Source organism: Cellulomonas sp. NS3 (genome assembly GCF_024757985.1).
Lineage (GTDB): Bacteria > Actinomycetota > Actinomycetes > Actinomycetales > Cellulomonadaceae > Cellulomonas_A.
The window spans coordinates 845,795-864,094 of sequence record NZ_CP103289.1; the positions used below are offsets into that span (position 1 = coordinate 845,795).

Genomic DNA, 18,300 nt, shown 5'->3' on the forward strand with positions numbered 1-18,300 from the left:
GCAGCGTCCAACTCGTCGAGGAGTGGACGCGCCTTTGGGCGGGATCGGTTTTACGGTGGCGGCGCCGCTCTCGTAACTGCGTCTAGTACGGCGAACGGGAGTCGAACCGGGGATCGCGAGGACCAATCACGGCGTAGGCGACGGGGTTGCCTCGCAGGTCGTCCGGCACGAGCGTCTCATCCGTGACCCAGGTGCCAGCTGTGGGGCTCCATGTCGTCGCGCCGAGCTGGAGCAACCTGACCCACCATCCGACGACTTCAGACCAGCGCTCCGCCACGTCCGGCGCATGGGCGGCCAGGGTCTCCCGCTCCACGTATGAGATGCGCGTCCGGTCTTTCGTCGCCTCGGCGAGGTCGGCAGCAAGATAGGAGTGCTCACTTCCGACGATGGGAAGCCAACTCGTTGGCCAGAAGGCCTCGGCGGGCAGCTCCGGCGGTTCAGCGGACAGCTCCGCTGTCTGCAGCCACCTCTGACGTTCAGCCAGGGTCCCTTCGAGCGACCGAAACGCCCAGCCCGCGCCCACAGCGACGGGAAACCAGCCCGGGCCGTGGGGCGTCTGACGCGGGACGGTTCCGTCATGCCAGGCCCACCACGCCACCAAGTCGTCGGGCAACGTGCACCCAGGGAGCGCGTGTGCGATGGCAGCGGCGGGGTCCCGATGGGGCGGCGCCAGCATGTCCGCAACCGGTGCGCCCGCCTCCCGCACGAGCTGCTCATACTCCGAGTACAAGGTGAGCGCGGCCCGAAAATTCATCAGTAGCTCCTCGCGCACACACGTGACGTAGGTAGCGGATTCGCCGTTCGATCGGAAGCGGTCGGCGCGACGAGCGGGATCACCACGAACTTCCCCCCATCCTTCGGCACGCGACAGTTCGAGAAGAAACCGCTTAGGAGCGATCCTTCATTCCTGTTGTCGTCATAGTTGATCACCTCAAGGGAAGCTTGAGGTTTACCGCGGGCCAGGGGTCCCCCTTCCAGCGCTGAACTAAACGGGTACTCGTCGCATGCGCGAGGAGCGTAGGACTCGTTGCATGGTGGAACGTTCAGATACCACCGTTCAGTGCGCGGGGTTTGGCGGGTCAAGACCATCCAGCTCGGCTGCGCCGCGATCGCTCTGGCGTCGTGTCGAGCGGCTTCGAAAACGTTCGACCCAGGGAGGAATATTGGCAAAGATTCACATGCCACGGACGGCGCGTAGCCAGCCGCAGTTGCGGTGGTGTAGCACGTCCTAGCCACACTCTTGAGCACATCCTCGGGTATCGGTCGACTTGCGTTCGTTCGCTGCCGAAGTGACGTCTCGATGATCTGCATCCGGTGTTCGGGGGCGCCTGGCCACACAGCGGGACTGCTCGGATCGTCTACGGGGGCAGGGGCTGGTTGTAGTGGAGGCGATTGCGAAGGGGCGAGCGGGAGTGCGTAGGTGCCGGCCATGATGACGGCCATCGCAGCTGCACCATAGGTCACTGCAACATGTCTTAGCGCCGCGGCGGTTCCTGCCGCGCGGGCGGTCTGGTCGCACGAATGGAAGGCGTTGCTGGTAGAGCCCTCGCCGGGCGTTCGTAGCGTGTTGAGCGGCAGGCAGACCTGTTCCGGTGCGATGGCGCGTGAGGCTACGAGCGCGACTGCTGCGGCAAGGTCGACATCATTGATGATCTTGCCTTGCGGGCTCGATGCCGGCACGACCACTTTCGCAGTGGTGAAGGGAGTGATGTCCGGGTCGGTCGACCGGATCACCGCCCACAGTCGGGTGTAGCCATAGTATCCGCGGGCGTGCGAAACCTTGCCGGTCAGACCGCTGAAGCTGCCCAACGAGCGACTTCCCCATGTCGAGGAATAACCGAAGATTTCCGTGGTGCAGTTGCCCCAGCATGCGCGGTTCCACATCGTCAGGCTCAGGGATCCGGCGGTGAGGTAGTAGTAGGTAGCGTCGATATTTGTGACCTGGAGCCGAGGCGTCTCTTTGCCCACAGGCTGACGCACTTCCGTCCACGCCCCGTACAGCGCCGTTCCTTGTTGCGTCGCACTCGAAGCCGTGTAAATGACTGGTCGCGCATGCGTGTACGGGCGTCCGGGGTCGTTGGGGTATCCCGTGTCGGGGTCGGCCACTGTCAGGCTGACGGGACTTAAGATGTAGTCCTGACGGCCAGTAACCGAAGGCCAGCCAACGCCAGGGAGCAGAGCCTCGTCTTCGCTGTCTGGTGCTTCGGATCCCTCGATGTAGAAAGTCTCGAAACGTGCCAGGCATTCAGCCATGCAGTGCGTCGTGGCGAACTCTGACGAAATAGACAGGGTCCAGCCACTCGAGCTCTTTGTATAGAGGATTCCCTCGGTTGGCGCAGGTCCAGGAAGTGGCCCGGCAGGTGCGAGAGCATGGACCCCGGTTGATGTGCTGACCACTGTCAGGGACACCAGCATCACAGAAAATGCCATACGAAAGACTTTGTACACGCGTCCCCCCGCGGTCAGCAGCGCCCAAGGGGGACGTCGCAGGCGGCGAGCGTATCGGCGCCTTCATCCGCTGCGGCACCTCCGACCGGGTGACGCGGGCCGGTGAGGTCGACGGTTCTAGACCGATTTCTATTAAACTATAGCGTTCGCCGCTATACCTCAGTAGCATCGGGTACATGCGCAGCGATCTGAATCCGTACGCCCCTGGGTCGGGTCTTCGGCCGCGGGTTCTCGAGGGTCGGGACGCCGAGCTGGTCGCGCTGGACACGGCGGTGGCGCGTGCACGTCAGCGTCTGCATAGCCGGGCGATCGTGCTGTCGGGTCTGCGGGGGGTGGGCAAGACGGTGCTGCTCAACGCGTTCCGGGACCGCGCGCAGCAGATGGACTGGATCACGGTGCCGTTCGAGGCGCGGGGGGCCGAGCGCGGGCGTGAGGCGGTGCGGGCGAAGCTGGCGCGCGAGCTGGTGGTCGCCACACGCCGGACGAAGGTGGTCCGCAAGAGTGCGAAGGTCGCGGACGCGATCAAGTCGGTCGGGTCGTTCTCGGCCTCGCTCGGGGTGTCCGGGGTCTCTCTGGGGATCGAGCGCAAGCAGGGGCGCGCGGACTCCGGGGTGCTGGAGATCGATCTGGAGGAGATGGTCAGCGACGTCGCGACCGCGCTGCGGGAGGAGGGGCTGGGCCTGGCGTTCTTCATCGACGAGATGCAGGACCTGGACGAGGAGCTGTTGGTGGCGCTCCTCGCGGCCCAGCACATGGCCGGGCAGAACGACCTGCCCTTCTTCGTCTTCGGTGCGGGACTGCCGAACCTGCCCTCGGTGCTCTCCGATGCCCGGTCGTATGCGGAACGGCTCTTCGACTACCGGCAGATCGGTGCCCTGGACCGCGATGCCGCGGCTGCGGCGCTGGCCGAGCCGGCCCGGATGATGGGGGCCTCCTTCTCCGCCGAGGCGCTCGACCGGTTGGTCGAGGCAGCAGGGGGGTATCCGTACTTCCTGCAGGAGTTCGGGAAGGCGGTCTGGGACGTCGCTCCCGAGCACCCGTTCACGCTCGACGACGCGCAGGCCGCGATCGTGGTCGGCACCACCCAGCTCGACCAGGGGTTCTTTCCTGCGCGCTGGGACCGTGCCTCGCGAGCGGAGCGGGACTACCTGAGGGCGATGGCCGCAGACGGTGACGCGGGGACCCGCTCAGCCACCGTCGCCGCCCGGCTGGGCCGGGAGCTGTCCAGCCTCAGCCCCACCCGCGCCGAGCTAATCCGCAAGGGTCTGATCTACGCGCCCGAGCACGGCCGGGTCGCGTACACGGTGCCGGGAATGGCCGACTTCATCCGCCGCCAGTACGCGTCCTCCGAGTAGCGATGCGGATTGCCAACGACGCGTCGGCGCCACCAGGCGCCGGCCCCACGAACTGCACGACGGGCCCGGTCGGGCCTTGACGTGAAGGTGCCCCGACGGTGTTTGCACCACCGCCGGGGCTGAGGAAGCACCCCAACTCAGATGGAGGTTCCCCGTGAAGATTCTCGCGTACCTGCTGGGTCGTCCCGACCCCGCACCCGACGCCGACGTCGACGACCGGGACGCGGTGGCGATCGCGCTTGGGCTGCTGGCCCCGTTCGGGTCGGCGGGCCGGTGAGCACGGTGCAGGGGGCACCGGCGGCCGAGGCCGCGCGTCGGGCTCGGCAGCACGCGACGGTCGTCGCGTCGCTCGCCGCGGTGGTCCCGACGGTCCTCGCGGCGCAGGGCATGGCCGCCTTGGCGATGGACGTGCTCGGGTTCTCGCTCATCGCCGCGGTCGCCCTGGCGGGGTTCCTGGAGCTCGCGCTGATCAGCTCGGCGCTGCTCGCGCGCGCCTCGGCGTTGGCGGGTCGCCCGGGCGGGGCGGACGCGGCGGCGGTGTGGGCGGTCTCGGCGGTGTCGGGTCTGCTGGCCGGCGCGCACGAGTTCGTCGGACCCGAGGTCGACGGTGTGCGGTCGTGGGAGTCCGACCCGAGCTCGCTGCTCGCGGCCGGGGTGCGGGTGGCCGCACCGCTCGTGGCGGCGTGGTTGTGGGAGCGGGTGCTGACCGCGGCGCGCCGCGAGCATGCCGAGCGCACGCTGGTGGAGGTGCGCCGGGACCGGCGCTTGCTCGCGGTCGCGCGCGCGGCGCTGGCGGTGCGCCGCCTGGAGGAGGCAGGTCGGGTGCGGGCGGGACGGGCGCGGTGGGCGCGCCGGCGTCTGGACCGCGCGCACCTGGCGGCGCTGCGGGTCGTCCCGCCGGGCGCTGATCTGCCGGCGGTGCTCGCCGCGGTGGGTGCGGTCGATCTGCTCCCCGCCGGCACCGTGGTGGGACACCTGCACGCCGGCGTTCCGGGACGGGAGGTGCGTCCCGCGGGGCGGGACACCGCGGCGGGACGGGACACGCTTCCCGTCCCGGCCGCCGGTCGCGTCCCACTCGTCGAGGACGCCGAGCGAGACGACGAGGGCAACCCGCCCGGCGGGACGGACGTCGACGACGTGCGCCCGTCGCAGCCGGGTGGGACGCCCGCCGAGGTCCCCGATGGCGCCAGCGTCGCGCCGGCGATCGAACGGGACACCGCCGAGCGGGACACGGCGGAGGAGCGCGAGCTCGTCGAGACGTCAGGGGCGTCTGCGCGTCCCGCGCTGGCGCGGGACGGTGCTGGGACGATCGGGACAGTGGGACGTCCGCGCACCGTGGTTCGCGTCGCGGAGCTTGCGACCCGGGAGGCTGCGATCGCGGACCTGGCCGGACAGGGGTTGTCCCAGCGGGCGATCGCCGAGCGGGTCGGGGTGTCGAAGTCGACGGTGTCCCGCGTTCTGCAGGCCACGGGACACCCGCCCGTCCCAGAGCGTCCCGCCGCCGTCGCGGCGGGGGTGGGTGGCCGTGTCAACCCCATCTGGCCCCACGGTGACGGCTTGAACTGGCCCCACCGCTGCTCGGCGACGTGACGGACTCCCTGGGGCTTGGCACTAGCGTGCGTCTGGTGAAAGCCGACATCGCTGACTGGTTAGCGAGAGAGCTTCGCGTCGCGAAGTCACTGGACGCGTCGGTGCCTTTGACGGGCCGACCAAACTGGGCGGCTGGCGTTCTAGCTGCGGCGGTCCAGGCTGCGGATCAGCCCGACTGCGCTCCTGACCTGATTGCGCTTGTGACGGACGTCGCGTCCGATGACCTCAGGTGGGAGGAAGGGCACCGCGTCTTCCAGAAGGTCCGCGATGAGACGTTGAGGCTGGCATCGCGTGAGAACCAGCGGACCTGCCTGCTGGTCCTGTCCATCGCCGAGTCGACGGCGAAGGTCGTCTACAACTCTTCGGGGCAGCCTGCGCCGTTTGATGCTGACTCTGGGACGGTGCTGGTTCGTCGGGCGGCTGAACTAGCAGTTCTCCTCGACGACGCACGAGCGACTGATCTTCTGTGGCGTGCCGTTCGCGGTCGGCCGCGGGCTAGGTCCGCGAGTTAGCAGCTTGTCCGGCTCGTTGAGCCCGGGTGTGGGCGAGCCGGTAGCTCGTCGTGCCGGTCTCGATGATGTTGCCGCCGAAGGTGAGTCGGTCGACGATGGCGGCGCAGAGGCGTGGGTCGGTGAAGGTCTTGGTCCAGCCGGAGAAGGACTCGTTGGAGGCGATGGCGACGGAGTTGGTCTCTTCGCGTTCGGTCAGGACCTGGAACAGCAGCTCGGCGCCGCGTCGGTCGAGCTCCATGTAGCCGAGCTCGTCCAGGCAGAGCAGGTCGACGCGGCCGTAGCGGGCGATGGTCTTGGACAGGACCCGCTCGTCGGCGGCCTCGACGAGCTCGTTGACGAGCTTGGCCGCCAGGACGTACTTGACCCGGTGCCCGGCCATCGCCGCAGCAGCGCCCAGGCCGATGAGCAGGTGGGACTTACCGGTGCCGGAGTCCCCGATCAAGCACAGCGGCTCGCCCCTGGTGACCCAGGCGCAGGCGGCGAGCTGAGCGATGAGGGCGGGTTGGATGTGGGGGTTGGCGGTGTAGTCGAAGTCCTGCAGCCACTTCTCCCGGGGGAACCCCGCGGCGGTGATCCGTCGGGCGCAGCGGCGCCGGTCGCGGTCGTCGCACTCGGCCATGAGGAGCTCGGCGAGGAACCCGCGGTAGGTCAGCTGCTCGCGTTGTGCGGCGTCGGCGACCTCGGCGAACCGGGCGCGCATCGTGGGCAGGCGCAGCATCCGGCACGCCTGGTCGACCGCGGCGTCCGCGGCCTGATCGGTGACCCCGGCCCGACCGGCCCGGACCGCAGCGACGTTGCTCGTGGTGGTGGTCATCAGGCTCCTCGGGATCCGGTCGCGGGCGGGTGGGTCAGCAGCTCGTCGTACTGGGTGACCGACGGCAACGGCCGTCCGTCGCCAGGCAGGTCTCCGGCGCGGGCGCGGGCGTCGATGAGGCGGCGTTCGGTCAGGCTCGCGACCCGGTCCCGGCGCGCTGGGACGACCGGCGCGACCACGTCGAGCGAGCCCGCGGGTGAGCCGAAGGTCGGGGTCGCGCCGCGCAGCTGAGCGGCCTTGCGGGCCTCGACCGCGACCACGTCCGGGCTCGCCGAACCGACCGCGACCGCCGCGGCGAGGCCGGCGACGACGTCACCGTGGGAGAGGTGGCGGTGCAGGAGGAGGACCTCGACCATCGCCGGGGTGCCGCCGGTGTCCCCGTGCGCCCGGCGGGCCAGCGCCCAGAACGCGTCGTGCGCCGGGGTGAACGTCCCGGCGGCGCGGGCCTGGGCCAGGGCCGTCGCTCCGGGCAGCGCTCCGGGTTTGCGGGCGAGGACCTCCAGGTAGTGGTCCAGCAGCAGGGTCTGGGAGCCTTTGCGGACCGAGCGGGCGTGCCGGGCGACCTCGGTGCGCCCGTCGAACACCACCAGCTCGGACGCCCGCAAGGAGACCTTGACCCGCCGATCAGTCGGGCCGGGACGGAGTAGTGCGCCATCCGCACCGTCACCCGGGCGTAGCGGTCGACCCGCGGGGTCAACGTCAGCCCGGGGTCGATGCCCTCGACCGGCAGGGGTCGCAGCAGCGGCTGCTCGAGGGCGAAGTCGTGCCCGACCGTCAACGTGCGGTTGTCGATGCGCCGGCGGTCCTCGGCGGCGTCGATCTGCTCGAGGCGGGCGTTGAGCTTGGCGAGGGTCGCGACGTCGGGCATGGGGACCAGGTGGTTGCGCCGGAACCGTCCGACCTCACCCTCGACCCCGCCCTTCTCGTGCGCGCCGTCGATCCCGGGCCGGCAGTAGAAGCTGTCGAAGCCGTAGTGCGAGCGGAAGGCCACCCACCGGTCGGACTCGGTGCGGTTGCGCCCGAACATCACCCGGGTCACCGCGCTCTTGAGGTTGTCGTAGCGGATCTTGTCCACCGGGGTCCCGCCCAGGACCCGGAACGCCTCGAGGTGTCCCTCGATGAACGCTTCCTGCCCCTGGCTCGCGAACACCCGGTGCACGGCCTTGCCGGAGTAGGACAGGCGCAGCGTGAACAGCGCGCACTTGGTCAGCTCCCCGTCCAGGCGCACCCACACGTCACCGAAGTCGACCTCCGCCTCCGCGCCCGGTGCGTGGGTCTGCGGGACGAACGCGGCCTCGACGTCCAGGCCCGCTTCGGCCCGGATCTGCGGGCGGCGCTTGGCGACGTAGTCACGCACCGCCGAGTACGTCAGCTCATCCATTCCGTGCTCGTCGACCAGACGTGCCAGGACCCGTCGTGCGGTGTGCTGCTGCTTGCGCCACGCGGTCAAGTCCTCGATGAGCATCGCGTCGATCAGCGGCTTCGCCGGCTCGAGCTTCGGGGCGACCCGCACCGGGACCTTCCGCGGGGCCGGGACCGCCGAAGCCAACGCCGCCCGCACCGTCCGCCGGTGGACCCCGTGCCGCTCCGACAACGCCCGGATCGACAGGTCCTCGCGGCGGGCATCGCGGCGGATCGCTTCGTAGAGCTCCACCCGCGTCCCCAACCCGGCCCCCCACCAGAGTCGTTCTCACGACTATGGCGGCGCGAACCCACCTCGACCGACAGCGACGCCCCGGCGTGTCGACAGGTGGGGCCAAATCAAGCCGTCACACCCACCCCCCAGAGCCGTCGGGTGGTCAGGTGGGGCCAGATCAAGCCGTCACGATGGGGCCAGATCAACCTGACACAGCCAGTCCGGAATGGCAGCTCGAGGCTGGCGGCGCACCGCACGTCAGGGTCCTCGGCGCGCTGCCGCTGCCAGGCCAGCTCGTCCAGCGCGTCTCCGCTGGTTGGCTTCGTGTGCATCGGCGCGGGCGGAGGGATGCCGGCGCCGGAGTCGGCGAGCAGCATCAGCGTCAGGGCCGCAGGGCCGAGGACCGCGCTGACCGCGACGCACGACGGCACGCGGTCAACGATGCGCTGCGCGCACGCCTGCAGCAAGGCGCCGAGCTCGGGCGCGTTGACCTCAAGGCGCTCAAGGACCAGGCGGCTCGCAGGGATGAAGTGCATGACGGGCCTCGCGGGAGTGCGCGAACCCGGCGCGGCCCGCGGGACATCCAGTCTGCAGGACCGTCGGCGGCCACGCTCCACTAACCCCGTCTCTGCCTCCTTGTCATGTCACTACAAGTCGTCTGGCTCGGACGGAATCGGTCGTCGCCGGCCACCGGCCGGCGGTGTCGGAGTCCGAGGTCCTCTGCACGACCTCATGCTGATCACCGGGTGGTGTGCAGAGGAGGGCGGACCCTCCGCTGACTCGGACTCATGTGCACGACGTTCGATCTGCCTCGCACTTCTGTGCACCACCGGGCGCCTGGGCGGCGCGGTCATGCGTCGGTCAGCCTGGTAGGCGCCGGTCAGCCGGGTGCGGGCGTGGCGCGCAGGTAGCTGTAGAGCGTCTCGCGGCTGATGCCGAACTCCTTGGCCAGGGCGGACTTCGGTTCGCCGGCGGCGGCGCGTTCGCGCAGCTGCTGGGCGCTCTCGGGGGTGAGGGCGGGTCGGCGGCCGGTGTAGACCCCGCGCTGCTTGGCCGCGGCGATGCCTTCGCGTTGGCGCTCGAGGATGAGGGCGCGTTCGAACTCGGCGAACGCGCCCATGACCGACAGCAGGAGGGTGGACATGGGGGAGTCCTCGCCGGTGAAGGTCAGCCCCTCCTTCGTGAACTCGATCCGTACGCCCTTGGCGGTGAGGGTCCGCACGAGGCGGCGCAGGTCGTCGAGGTTGCGGGCGAGGCGGTCCATCGAGTGCACGACGACGGTGTCGCCGTCGCGGACGAACGCGATGAGCTCGTCGAGCTGGGGCCGGGCGGTGTCCTTGCCCGACGCCCGGTCGGTGAAGACTCGCTCGACCTCGATCCCGTCGAGCTGGCGGACGGTGTTCTGGTCCAGGCTGCTCACCCGGATGTACCCGACGCGCATCAGCCGACCCTCTCCATCCGCAATCTGTCAGGCTGAACTCTAAGAAGCCACCGGGCAAGCGTCAAGAAACGCCGATTCGGACCCTATCCGGACGCGGATCGCCGCCGTTCGGTGGTGTGGTGTTGGGGTCTACCTCAACCGGACGCGCGCCAGATCGAGACGGCGCGCCTGAGTCGAGCGCTACAACCAGATCCTGGCCGAGGAGCCCGTCATCGGCTGCGTCTGGACCTGCGAGACCGAATGCACCACACGACGGGGCCGGGTAGTGCGTTCGGTTAGCGTGAGCGTCACGATGCCCCCAGTGCCCGTCCCCCGCGCGCTGGGGCATCGTCTGCATGCCGTCGCCGTCGACGCGGACCGGGGTAGAGGGTGGTGAGCGCCTACGCGAGCACGTGCACGAGGTGCGACCACCTGGCGACTGAGCACCGGCGCGGACCTCGACGGCCCTGTGCCTCGCTGTGGTGCGGGCGTCGGCAGGGCGTTGCATGCGATTGCGCGATGACTGGGTTCTCCGCAGTCGGACGCCGAAATGCAGCGTGCGGCCCCCTCGCGAGCGAGGGGGCCGCACGTCAGACGGAGGAGATCTGCCGCATCAGGGTTCGAAGATGACGGCGACTGCTGTCCCGTTGGAGGGGTTCGGCAGGCACACGACGATCGCCGGGAAGTAGAGGATCATCAGCCCTGGTCTGGCGGCGTTGCACGCAACCAGGTTGCCGAAGGTCTTGACCACCTTGTCCCAGGGGATGCCCATGGGACTGACTGTCCCGGCCGGGTACGTGCCTGGGGTGCTCGTGCCGAACGTGATATCCGGCGCCGATGACACTGCAGCAGCTGTCACGTGACGAGCCGCTGGCTCGGCCGCGTTCGCCACCGGGGCCTGGACCATCAGCACTCCGAGCAGCAGCGCGATCACGCCCGCTGTACGCCTTCTCAGCATGTTCCCCCCTGATTGTTGGCTGCGAAGCCTTAGGGCTTCGCGTCGGGCCGATTGGCCCAACGTTCGAAGACTCGCGGAACGTACGCCTCCGGGTCTTGAAGCTCTCGAATACAGCGCTCGTCGCTGTCCCACTCGATCGCTCCGGCTGCGACAGCGATCTCGTAGTAGGCGACTATCCCCTCCGGAGTTGACCGGAACATGTCGGCCATCTCTGACAAGGAGGCCGTGTCCTCGCCCCCGTTCTTGAACCGCACGGGGTAGCGGAGCTCGATCGCGGCCGCTCGGGGCAGGATGTTCCCACCGGATTCAGAGTCCTTGTCGAGATAGCGCCATGGCGGAACGCTCGGGCGGTCCTGTGACGCCGGTCCGATCAGATTCCCGGCCAACGTGGCCTTCACGCCGTACTCGGGATGCTTCCGGTCGAGCTCCAACAACTCCGCGCGGACCTTGGCGTACGGGTCTGGGTCGGGTGCAGTCATGGTGGTCCCCTCCTGGCTTCTTGCTTCGTAAACGACCGTAGTGAACGGCACCTACGACGGTCCAGGACGGCCAGCACTCCCCGGCGGGCGAGGTCTGTCGACAAACATCGTCTCCGTACCGGTTTGTTCATACAAGACTTGCATCGCCAGCGAGGAGTGCTGTAAAAGCGAACGTCGTCGACGTGGTCCAAGACGCACGCGCCATCAGCCGCGCGGTCCGCAGGTGCCCGGAACGCGCCCCGACCGACCTCCGGCCGGGGCTGTCGGCCGGCCAGGTGCAGCGGAGCACGAGCAGCCGTGCAGGCGACTGCGAACACCGACAGCCGGCCACACGACACGCCCGGCCGGAAGTGGCCGGAAGTCGTGGCCGAAACCGGCGTGGCCGCTGACCGGTCATCGACGAGTTCCGTACGGTCACGGGCATGGCTCTCCTCGGCTACGCGCGGGTCTCGACCGACCTCCAGAACCCCGACCTCCAGACCGACGCACTGGCCGCTGCCGGGTGTGACCGGACATGGATTGACCACGCGAGCGGCGCGGCCGCGTCGCGGCCACAGCTCGACGAGCTCGTGAACTACGCGCGCCCGGGGGACACCTTGGTCGTGTGGCGGTTGGACCGCCTCGGCCGATCCGTGGCCCATCTGGTGGCCGCGGTGGCCGATCTCGACGGCCGCGGGATCGGGTTCCGGTCGCTGACGGAGGCGATCGACACCACGACGGCCAACGGCCGGTTGATGCTCCACGTCTTCGCGGCCCTCGCCGAGTTCGAGCGTGACCTCATCCGAGGCCGCACCGTGGCCGGTCTGGCCGCTGCCCGGTCACGTGGCTGGGTCGGTGGCCGGCCCACGGTCATGACCGCGGACAGGCGCGCGGCCGCCGACGAGCTACTCCGCCACCCCGGGGCGAGCGTGGCCAGCGTCGCCCGCGCCCTGGGTGTCTCGCGCGCTTCGCTACGGCGCTACCTCGCCACGCGGGCGACCTGAGCGGAGGTCCGGCGAGGTCGTACGAGCCACGTCTGGTGTCCCAGGCGCGCGGGTCGGCCCAGGAGGTGAGCAGGTCCTGCTCGGCGCGGGAGAACGGGACCGCGGAGTTCAGCTTCGGCATCTCGGCGGGCGGGAGGCCGCCGGTGATGACCATGCCGGAGCGCTCGACGAACCCGCGCGCCTTCATCCGGTCCTCCTCCGTGGGCAACGCCAGGAGGTCGGACATGGTGTGGGAGACCATCGCCATCCCGACTCCGCGTTGACGGTTGAGGCGGGTGAGGGCGTCGACGCGGTCGACCATGCCCTTGCCTGCGCGCAGGGCGCGCCAGAGCTCGTCGAGGATGACGAAGTAGTGCCTCGGGTGCCCGGCTCCGGAGCCGCCAGATCCAGCGACGCGGTCCGAGGGCCACCGGGCGGGACTCCCCGGCCGGTGGCCCTCGTCGTGCGGTGCGGTGACGGGCCCGCGACCGGATCAGGTCAGCTCGAAGCCCCGGAACAGGACGCTCGCGAACGCGAGCCCGGCGACCAGGTTGAACGCCGTCGCGGCGGCGAAGACGCCCACGGGCCGCCACCCGGCGTCCTTCAGCGCCTTGGCCCGGAACTCGAGCCCGATGCTGACGAACGCCAGGATGAAGAACAGCGTCCGCAGGTCGTTCGCGACGGCGATGACCGGCTTGCCCGCGTCGGCACCGACCTGCGCGAGGTACACGGTCGCGATCACCGACGCGGCGAGGAAGCCGAGCACGAACTTCGGGAACCGCCGCCAGACCTCGCCGACGCCGGGCGCCTGCGCGTCGGGCCGTCGCTCGACCTTGAACGCGAAGTACGCCGTCAGGGCGATCGCGACGACGCCGATGAGCGCGTTCTGGGTCGACTTCACGATGGTCGCGAGCGCCAGGACGTCCTCGCCCGCGATCGACCCCGCCGCGGCGACGGCCGCCGTCGTGTCGATGTTCCCGCCGATCCAGGCACCGGTCACCGCGGGGGACAGGTCGAGCAGCCCCGCGAGCCACGGCAGCAGGAAGATCGACGGCAGCGCGAAGACGATCACGAGGCTCGCCGCGTACGCGAGCTGCTCGCGCTTCGCCTGCACCGCGCCGGCCGCCGAGATCGCCGCGCTCACGCCGCAGATCGACACCGCGGACGCCAGCAGCGCGCGGAGCTTGTCGTCGAGGCCGGCCCGCCCGCCGATCCACCACGTGAACAGGAACACCGACGTGATGAGCAGCAGCGCCTGCGCGATCGCCGGCAGCGCGGCCGAGACGATGAGGCTGAGGTTGACCGACGCGCCGAGCAGCACGACGCCCGTCTTGATGAAGAGCTCGGTGCGGAACGCGGCGGCGACGCGCTCGCGCAGGTGGAGCGCGAGGAGCACGGCGTTGCCGAGCAGCCCGAGCGCGATCGCGTAGACCGGGAACTCGACGGACTTCGCGACGCCGCCGAGCGGCGTCCCCTCGGTCCAGAGAGGGACGTTCTGCTCGAGGTACCGCGTGAGCGCCGCGAGCGCGACGACGAGCGCGAGCCCGCCGACGACGGCCGCGGGCGTCGGGCGGCGCGCCGCGTCGACGTCCGCGGTGCGGTCGGTCACGTCGGTCGTGGCGGCCGGCGCCGTCGGGTCGGGCCGGTCGTCGGACGGCGTCCCGGGCCGGTCGGGTCCCGTGCCGGGACGGGTCGTCGCGCTCATCACGGCACCACGTCGGCGCCGAGGACGCCGGTGAGGACGAGGCCGAGCAGCACGAGGCCGACGACGGTGGCTGCCCAGTCCTCGTTCAGGTGGAAGCGGCGGGTCTGCTCGGGGGACGCGGTGCCGGTGGGATCGGCGGGGCTGGGGGTGTGCGGGGTGGCCATGCTGGGGCTCTCCTGACCTGGGGCGGTGTCCGGTGCGCAGGTGCGCGGGCGAGCGGTGGCTCGCGAGGGGTGGACGGGCGCCGGGAGGGGCGGTCAGGGTGCCGCGACGTGCGACGGCAGGGTCGGTCCGGCGTCGAGCAGGCCCGAGGTGGGCGGGCTGGTCCGGAGGGACCGCGGAGCCTCCCGGCTAGCGACAGGTACAGGCGCGCGCGCACGCGGCAGCGCGGGGGGCGCTGCGGGGTGCGGGCGGCCGGGAGGTCACGCGAGGGATCGTGCTCCCGCACCCAGCCGTGCGCCAGCGATGTCCGGATCCTGGACGCTGGTGAGACGCGCGGCGCCGAGGCGGCGTGCGCAGGCGGGACGAGCCGGGACCCCGCGCCCGGCAGTGCGGCCGAGGGCGCACGCGACGAGGGCTGCGGCGCACCTCGGCGCCGCAGCCCTCGTCGTCCTTCAGCGGTGGGCCGTCGTCGCGACCCCCGTCGGGCTCCCGCCGATCAGCAGGACAGCACGCGCTCCCAGCCGTCGCCGGTCTGCTGCACCGACGCGCGCACGAAGCTGCTCACCCGGCCGAGGCGGTCGCCGCTGCCGACCGCGTACGCCACGCCGAGGCGCCGCTCGGCGCGCCCGGCGTCGACGTGCGCGCGCGTGCTCGCGCGGACGCAGGCAGCCGCCGTGGGGGACGGCGCGGGCGTGGGGACCGTGGTCGGCGCCGGGGTCGGGGTCCCGGGCGCCGTGGGGGAGGGCGTGGGCGTGCCGGGGGCGGTGGGGGTCGGGACGGGAACGGTCGTGGACCGCACGAGCGCCGCGGCGAGCTCGGCGCCCTCCGTCACGTTCCCGTTCGTGCGGTAGGCGAGGTGGGCGGCGAACGACGAGCCGCCGCCGCAGACCGGGTCGCCCGTCGCGCAGAAGTCGCGTGCGCGGGCCGCGTACGTCGGGCTCGCCGTGGCGATCGTGCGGCCGCTGATCCCGAGGGGGTTGCCGAAGACGACGATCGCCGCGACGCGCGGCTCGAGCGCCGCGGGGATCGCGGTGCCCGTCGTCGTGCCCGTACGGATGCCGAGCGCGATGTCGACGACCGTGGCGCCCTGCGAGTAGCCGCCGAGGACGAACCGCGTCCCGGGGCACGCGGCCGCCGTCGCGGTGAGGTGGTTCGTGAGGTTCGTGGCGCCGGGGCCGGCGCTGCGCTGGGACGACTCCGCGGCGTAGTCGACGGCGTAGGAGGTGACGGTCCGGTCGCTCAGGGCGCTCGTGAGCGACCGCACGAACGGGGTGCCGAGGACGCCCAGGCCGGGCGCCTCGCCCGTGCCGCGCGCGAAGAGCACCTCGACGTCCGAGCAGGCCGGCGCCGCGGCCGCGGTGGGGGCGGCGAGCGTGGAGAGGGCGCCGGACGTCGCCACGAGGGCGAGCGCGGCGGCGAGGGTCCGTCGGAGACGGCGGGCGGCGCGGGGGCGGGACGGTGCTGCGGGCGGCGTGAGCTGGTGCACGAGTTCTCCTCGTCGGGGGACAGGTCCGACCGGGTGATCGCTCACACGTCCCGGACGGTGCCCACGAGGTGTGACCGGCACCACCCGGCCACGGGGACCGTAGGAGAGCCCGGACAAAGCGGACAAGGGCCTGTGCGGCCCGTCCCCCGCACGGAGGACCGCCGATCGGGTGGCGCCCGGTGCGGGCCGGGTGCCACCCGCGCACGGACTCAGCCCGCGAGCTGGATGAGGTTCCCGCACGTGTCGTCGAGCACCGCGGTCGTGACCGGACCCATCTGCACGGGCTCCTGCACGAACCGCACGCCCGCGGCCACGAGCCGCTCGTACGTCGCCTGCACGTCCTCGACCGCGAACGCCGTCATCGGGATGCCGTCGCCGACGAGCGCCGCTCGGTAGGGCGCCACCGCGGGGTGCGCGCTCGGCTCGAGCACGAGCTCGGGGCCGTTCGGGTCGTCCGCGGAGACGAGCGTGATCCAGCGGTACTGGCCCATGGGGATGTCGTTCTTGACGATGAACCCGAGCACGTCGGTGTAGAAGTCGAGGCCCTTCTGCTGGTCGTCGACGTAGATGCTGCTGAACTGGATCCGGGGCATGGTCGGTCCTCTCGGTGGCGGTGCTCGGGTCGTGCGGGGTCAGGGGTTGCGGGGTCCGGGGTTCGGCGTGCCCTCGGGAGCCGGCTGCGGCCACCGCTCGCCGATCTGCGCGAGCGGGCGCGTGTCGAGGTGGTGGAACTTGTACCGGCCGTCGCGGCGCACCGTGACGAGGCCCGCCTGCTCGAGCACGTCGAGGTGCTGCGAGACGGCCTGCCGCGTCGAGCCGAGACCGTGCTTCATCGTGAGCCGGGCGCAGATCTCGAACAGCGACTGGCCGTCGCGGTCCACGAGCTCGTCGAGGATCGCGCGCCGCGTCGGGTCTGCGATCGCCCGGTACACCTCGTCGGCCATGCGTCCACCATAGGCAAGTGCAGACTTGCCTGACAACCCTGCCCGCACGCCGCGGCTCTGCGGTCTGCGGTCTGCGGCTCTGTGGTCTGCGGCGACGCCGCTCAGCCGCCCGGGGCCGGCTCGCGCACGTCCTCCTGGCCCGAGCCGGCCTCCCGGGCGTCCACCGGCAGCGCCCGGTGCGCCCGCCAGGCGTCGAGCGCCTCGGTGTGCGACCGCCCGGGGTGGGCGGCGTGCCACGCCCGCAGGAAGCGGTTCAGCTCGAACTGCGCGCCGATCTCCCGCGGTGCGCAGTCCCGCGTCGCGTGCCAGTGCGCGACGACGTCGCCGAGCGTCAGGCCGGCGCGCGAGCCCACGAGCTCGCGCAGGTGGCCGTCGAACCGGAAGCCCGGCCCGATCCGTCCGGCCAGGTAGGTCCGCAGCTCCTGGCTGCAGCGCTGACCCAGCGGGAGCTCGGTCGCGTCGGTCAGCGGGCGCACCAGCGGTGACGGGGCGGGGCGCCGCGCCGCACGCTCCGCCGACCGAGCGGGTGCCGGCCGCCCGTCGAGCGCCGCCGCGAGGCGTTCCGTGAGCTCCTGCTTGCTGCCCGACGTCCGGACGCCCAGGGTGCGCGCGAGCACGGCCAGCTCCTCCCGCAGCCAGTACCAGCGCAGCAGCTCCCCGCCGGAGAGGGCAGGTGTCAGGTCCGGGCGGGCGCTCATGGTCCGATCCTGGCGGCAGCCACCCACGCGCCGGCGCATCGCCTATGCCAACGCGCAGGCCGAGCAGCTGCTCGCGGCGCTGCTACCCGGCGCCGCTCGACGCCTGGTACGAGGTCCGGGTCAGCCCCGACGGGGAAGGGCTCGCGCTCTGCTTCCTCGACATCACCGCACGCCGCCGGGACGAGGAGGCCCATGACCTCGCCGCCCGCCGCCTCTCCGGGGTCGCGGAGGACGCGCTCGGCCTCGCCGAGGCCGACGGCCTGACCGAGCGACCTCGTGGTGGGGGTGGTCGTCACGGCGGTCCTCGCGACCGTCACAAAGGGGAGCGGCGACGGGCCCCGCACCCTGCGCTGGTCGAGCGCCGGGACGAGCACCTCGGCGACGGGCTCGCGCGGCTCCGGCGCAACGCGGCTGCGCTCGGGGGACAGCCGCTCGAGGAGCTGTGCAGCACGCTGCTCGCGCGCCAGTCGCACGGTCACGAGGACCACGTCGCGCTCATCGCCCTCCGCGCCCGCGACTGACGCGCCACCGGAGCGACCCGGTGGCCGCCGCGTCTCCTCAGCCGCGCTCCCGCCCGCGGCTTAGGGTGACGCGGTGTCCCACGAACGGTCCCACGAACCGCCCCACGAACCACCCCACGAACCGCCCCACGAGCCGGCCCCGGAGCCGTCCTCCCGGCCGGCCGAGCGCCCCCACCGCGGCCGGGTCGTCATGCAGGTCCGCTGGTCCGACGTCGACCTGTTCGGCCACGTCAACAACGCCGCCTACCTGCGCTACCTCGACGACGCGCGCTTCACCCTGTTCCCCGTGATGGGCGTCGACGAGCACGGCGCGCTCACCGCGTCGCTCCTCGTGGTCGTCAAGCACGAGATCGACTACCTCGCCCCGCTGACCTTCCGCCCCGCGCCGTTCGCGGTCGAGGTGTGGGTCCCGCGCATCGGCACGTCGTCCGTCGACTTCGCGTACGAGATCGTCGACGCGGCCGACCCCGGGACGGTCTACCTGCGGGCGCGCTCGCGCATGGTCCAGCTCGACCACGCGACCCACACGGCCCGCGCGTTCACCGCCGAGGAGCGCGCGCTCTTCGAGACCTACCGCGAGGACGGGCCGGCGCTGCACGGCTGGTGAGCC

At 71.4% G+C, this 18,300-nt stretch carries 19 protein-coding genes and 2 pseudogenes; 6 read left to right on the top strand and 15 right to left on the bottom strand.

Features of this window, described 5'->3' with window-relative positions:
* Positions 1–82: 82 nt before the first annotated feature.
* Positions 83–754 (bottom strand): SMI1/KNR4 family protein, encoded by a 672-nt coding sequence (locus tag NXY84_RS03990; RefSeq protein WP_258725873.1) that lies wholly within the window; start codon positions 752–754, stop codon positions 83–85.
* A complete protein-coding gene (locus NXY84_RS03995) occupies positions 754–2,253 on the bottom strand; it encodes a NucA/NucB deoxyribonuclease domain-containing protein (protein ID WP_258725874.1) in 1,500 nt (499 codons plus the stop codon). Before NXY84_RS03995 ends, NXY84_RS03990 begins: the two co-directional genes overlap by 1 nt.
* A gap of 371 nt (positions 2,254–2,624) precedes the next feature.
* Here NXY84_RS03995 and NXY84_RS04000 point away from each other — a divergent pair, with 371 nt between their 5' ends.
* The 3 genes from NXY84_RS04000 to NXY84_RS04010 all read left to right on the top strand — a co-directional run bounded on the left by NXY84_RS04000 (position 2,625) and on the right by NXY84_RS04010 (position 5,905).
* Positions 2,625–3,803: an ATP-binding protein gene (locus NXY84_RS04000; protein ID WP_258725875.1), complete on the top strand. Its 1,179-nt coding sequence runs from the start codon at positions 2,625–2,627 to the stop codon at positions 3,801–3,803.
* 141 nt (positions 3,804–3,944) lie between these two features.
* Positions 3,945–5,393 carry a helix-turn-helix domain-containing protein gene (locus NXY84_RS04005; RefSeq protein ID WP_258725876.1) on the top strand — a complete coding sequence of 483 codons (1,449 nt, stop codon included), beginning with the start codon at positions 3,945–3,947 and terminating at the stop codon, positions 5,391–5,393.
* 35 nt (positions 5,394–5,428) lie between these two features.
* Positions 5,429–5,905, top strand: coding sequence for a hypothetical protein (locus tag NXY84_RS04010; RefSeq protein ID WP_258725877.1), 477 nt, complete (start codon positions 5,429–5,431; stop codon positions 5,903–5,905).
* On the opposite strand, the gene istB is transcribed toward NXY84_RS04010, so the two are convergent.
* From istB to NXY84_RS04040, 6 genes and pseudogenes are all read right to left on the bottom strand, one after another.
* A complete protein-coding gene (gene istB / locus NXY84_RS04015; protein WP_258725878.1) occupies positions 5,889–6,719 on the bottom strand; it encodes an IS21-like element helper ATPase IstB in 831 nt (276 codons plus the stop codon). The two genes, NXY84_RS04010 and istB, sit on opposite strands and share 17 nt — an antisense overlap.
* A pseudogene (gene istA / locus NXY84_RS04020) lies at positions 6,719–8,385 on the bottom strand (IS21 family transposase). The gene istB and the pseudogene istA overlap by 1 nt, the downstream one beginning before the upstream one ends.
* A gap of 95 nt (positions 8,386–8,480) precedes the next feature.
* On the bottom strand, positions 8,481–8,891 hold the full coding sequence (locus NXY84_RS04025; RefSeq protein WP_258725879.1) for a hypothetical protein: 411 nt from the start codon (positions 8,889–8,891) through the stop codon (positions 8,481–8,483).
* Between the two features lie 344 nt (positions 8,892–9,235).
* Positions 9,236–9,796: a recombinase family protein gene (locus NXY84_RS04030; protein ID WP_258725880.1), complete on the bottom strand. Its 561-nt coding sequence runs from the start codon at positions 9,794–9,796 to the stop codon at positions 9,236–9,238.
* A gap of 592 nt (positions 9,797–10,388) precedes the next feature.
* Positions 10,389–10,709, bottom strand: coding sequence for a hypothetical protein (locus NXY84_RS04035; protein ID WP_258725881.1), 321 nt, complete (start codon positions 10,707–10,709; stop codon positions 10,389–10,391).
* Positions 10,710–10,762: 53 nt separating this feature from the next.
* Positions 10,763–11,212, bottom strand: coding sequence for a hypothetical protein (locus NXY84_RS04040; RefSeq protein ID WP_258725882.1), 450 nt, complete (start codon positions 11,210–11,212; stop codon positions 10,763–10,765).
* A gap of 422 nt (positions 11,213–11,634) precedes the next feature.
* On the opposite strand from NXY84_RS04040, the gene NXY84_RS04045 reads away from it, so the two are divergent.
* Positions 11,635–12,195, top strand: coding sequence for a recombinase family protein (locus NXY84_RS04045; protein ID WP_258725883.1), 561 nt, complete (start codon positions 11,635–11,637; stop codon positions 12,193–12,195).
* 30 nt (positions 12,196–12,225) lie between these two features.
* On the opposite strand, the pseudogene NXY84_RS04050 reads toward NXY84_RS04045, so the two are convergent.
* The 7 genes and pseudogenes from NXY84_RS04050 to NXY84_RS04080 all read right to left on the bottom strand — a co-directional run.
* A pseudogene (locus NXY84_RS04050) lies at positions 12,226–12,553 on the bottom strand (ATP/GTP-binding protein); the annotation flags it as partial.
* 114 nt (positions 12,554–12,667) lie between these two features.
* Entirely contained in the window at positions 12,668–13,879 is a 1,212-nt protein-coding gene (locus NXY84_RS04055; protein WP_258725884.1) for a YeiH family protein, read from the bottom strand.
* Positions 13,879–14,043, bottom strand: coding sequence for a hypothetical protein (locus tag NXY84_RS04060; RefSeq protein WP_258725885.1), 165 nt, complete (start codon positions 14,041–14,043; stop codon positions 13,879–13,881). The genes NXY84_RS04055 and NXY84_RS04060 overlap by 1 nt, the downstream gene beginning before the upstream one ends.
* Before the next feature lie 494 nt (positions 14,044–14,537).
* Positions 14,538–15,527, bottom strand: a complete 990-nt coding sequence (locus NXY84_RS04065) for a cutinase family protein (RefSeq protein WP_258725886.1) — start codon at positions 15,525–15,527, stop codon at positions 14,538–14,540.
* A gap of 209 nt (positions 15,528–15,736) precedes the next feature.
* Entirely contained in the window at positions 15,737–16,120 is a 384-nt protein-coding gene (locus NXY84_RS04070) for a VOC family protein (RefSeq protein ID WP_258725887.1), read from the bottom strand.
* A 39-nt stretch (positions 16,121–16,159) separates the two neighbouring features.
* The gene (locus tag NXY84_RS04075; protein ID WP_258725888.1) at positions 16,160–16,471 is read right to left on the bottom strand and encodes an ArsR/SmtB family transcription factor; all 312 of its coding nucleotides are present in this window, start codon (positions 16,469–16,471) and stop codon (positions 16,160–16,162) included.
* 101 nt (positions 16,472–16,572) lie between these two features.
* On the bottom strand, positions 16,573–17,169 hold the full coding sequence (locus NXY84_RS04080; RefSeq protein WP_258725889.1) for an SAP domain-containing protein: 597 nt from the start codon (positions 17,167–17,169) through the stop codon (positions 16,573–16,575).
* 44 nt (positions 17,170–17,213) lie between these two features.
* Here NXY84_RS04080 and NXY84_RS04085 point away from each other — a divergent pair, with 44 nt between their 5' ends.
* Positions 17,214–17,690, top strand: coding sequence for a hypothetical protein (locus NXY84_RS04085; protein WP_258725890.1), 477 nt, complete (start codon positions 17,214–17,216; stop codon positions 17,688–17,690).
* A gap of 190 nt (positions 17,691–17,880) precedes the next feature.
* On the top strand, positions 17,881–18,297 hold the full coding sequence (locus tag NXY84_RS04090) for an acyl-CoA thioesterase (RefSeq protein ID WP_258725891.1): 417 nt from the start codon (positions 17,881–17,883) through the stop codon (positions 18,295–18,297).
* Positions 18,298–18,300 lie beyond the last annotated feature (3 nt).

Excerpts from the sequence above, each read along its gene's own strand:
- NXY84_RS04025 (WP_258725879.1), bottom strand. The coding sequence starts at position 8,891 with ATGCACTTCATCCCTGCGAGCCGCCTGGTCCTTGAGCGCCTTGAGGTC.
- NXY84_RS04055 (WP_258725884.1), bottom strand. The coding sequence starts at position 13,879 with ATGAGCGCGACGACCCGTCCCGGCACGGGACCCGACCGGCCCGGGACG.
- NXY84_RS04080 (WP_258725889.1), bottom strand. The coding sequence starts at position 17,169 with ATGAGCGCCCGCCCGGACCTGACACCTGCCCTCTCCGGCGGGGAGCTG.
- NXY84_RS04075 (WP_258725888.1), bottom strand. The coding sequence starts at position 16,471 with ATGGCCGACGAGGTGTACCGGGCGATCGCAGACCCGACGCGGCGCGCG.
- NXY84_RS04005 (WP_258725876.1), top strand. The coding sequence starts at position 3,945 with ATGGAGGTTCCCCGTGAAGATTCTCGCGTACCTGCTGGGTCGTCCCGA.
- NXY84_RS04085 (WP_258725890.1), top strand. The coding sequence starts at position 17,214 with ATGCCAACGCGCAGGCCGAGCAGCTGCTCGCGGCGCTGCTACCCGGCG.
- istB (WP_258725878.1), bottom strand. The coding sequence starts at position 6,719 with ATGACCACCACCACGAGCAACGTCGCTGCGGTCCGGGCCGGTCGGGCC.
- NXY84_RS04045 (WP_258725883.1), top strand. The coding sequence starts at position 11,635 with ATGGCTCTCCTCGGCTACGCGCGGGTCTCGACCGACCTCCAGAACCCC.
- NXY84_RS03990 (WP_258725873.1), bottom strand. The coding sequence starts at position 754 with ATGAATTTTCGGGCCGCGCTCACCTTGTACTCGGAGTATGAGCAGCTC.
- NXY84_RS04090 (WP_258725891.1), top strand. The coding sequence starts at position 17,881 with ATGCAGGTCCGCTGGTCCGACGTCGACCTGTTCGGCCACGTCAACAAC.
- NXY84_RS04060 (WP_258725885.1), bottom strand. The coding sequence starts at position 14,043 with ATGGCCACCCCGCACACCCCCAGCCCCGCCGATCCCACCGGCACCGCG.
- NXY84_RS04070 (WP_258725887.1), bottom strand. The coding sequence starts at position 16,120 with ATGCCCCGGATCCAGTTCAGCAGCATCTACGTCGACGACCAGCAGAAG.
- NXY84_RS04030 (WP_258725880.1), bottom strand. The coding sequence starts at position 9,796 with ATGCGCGTCGGGTACATCCGGGTGAGCAGCCTGGACCAGAACACCGTC.
- NXY84_RS04040 (WP_258725882.1), bottom strand. The coding sequence starts at position 11,212 with ATGACTGCACCCGACCCAGACCCGTACGCCAAGGTCCGCGCGGAGTTG.
- NXY84_RS03995 (WP_258725874.1), bottom strand. The coding sequence starts at position 2,253 with ATGGCTGAATGCCTGGCACGTTTCGAGACTTTCTACATCGAGGGATCC.
- NXY84_RS04000 (WP_258725875.1), top strand. The coding sequence starts at position 2,625 with ATGCGCAGCGATCTGAATCCGTACGCCCCTGGGTCGGGTCTTCGGCCG.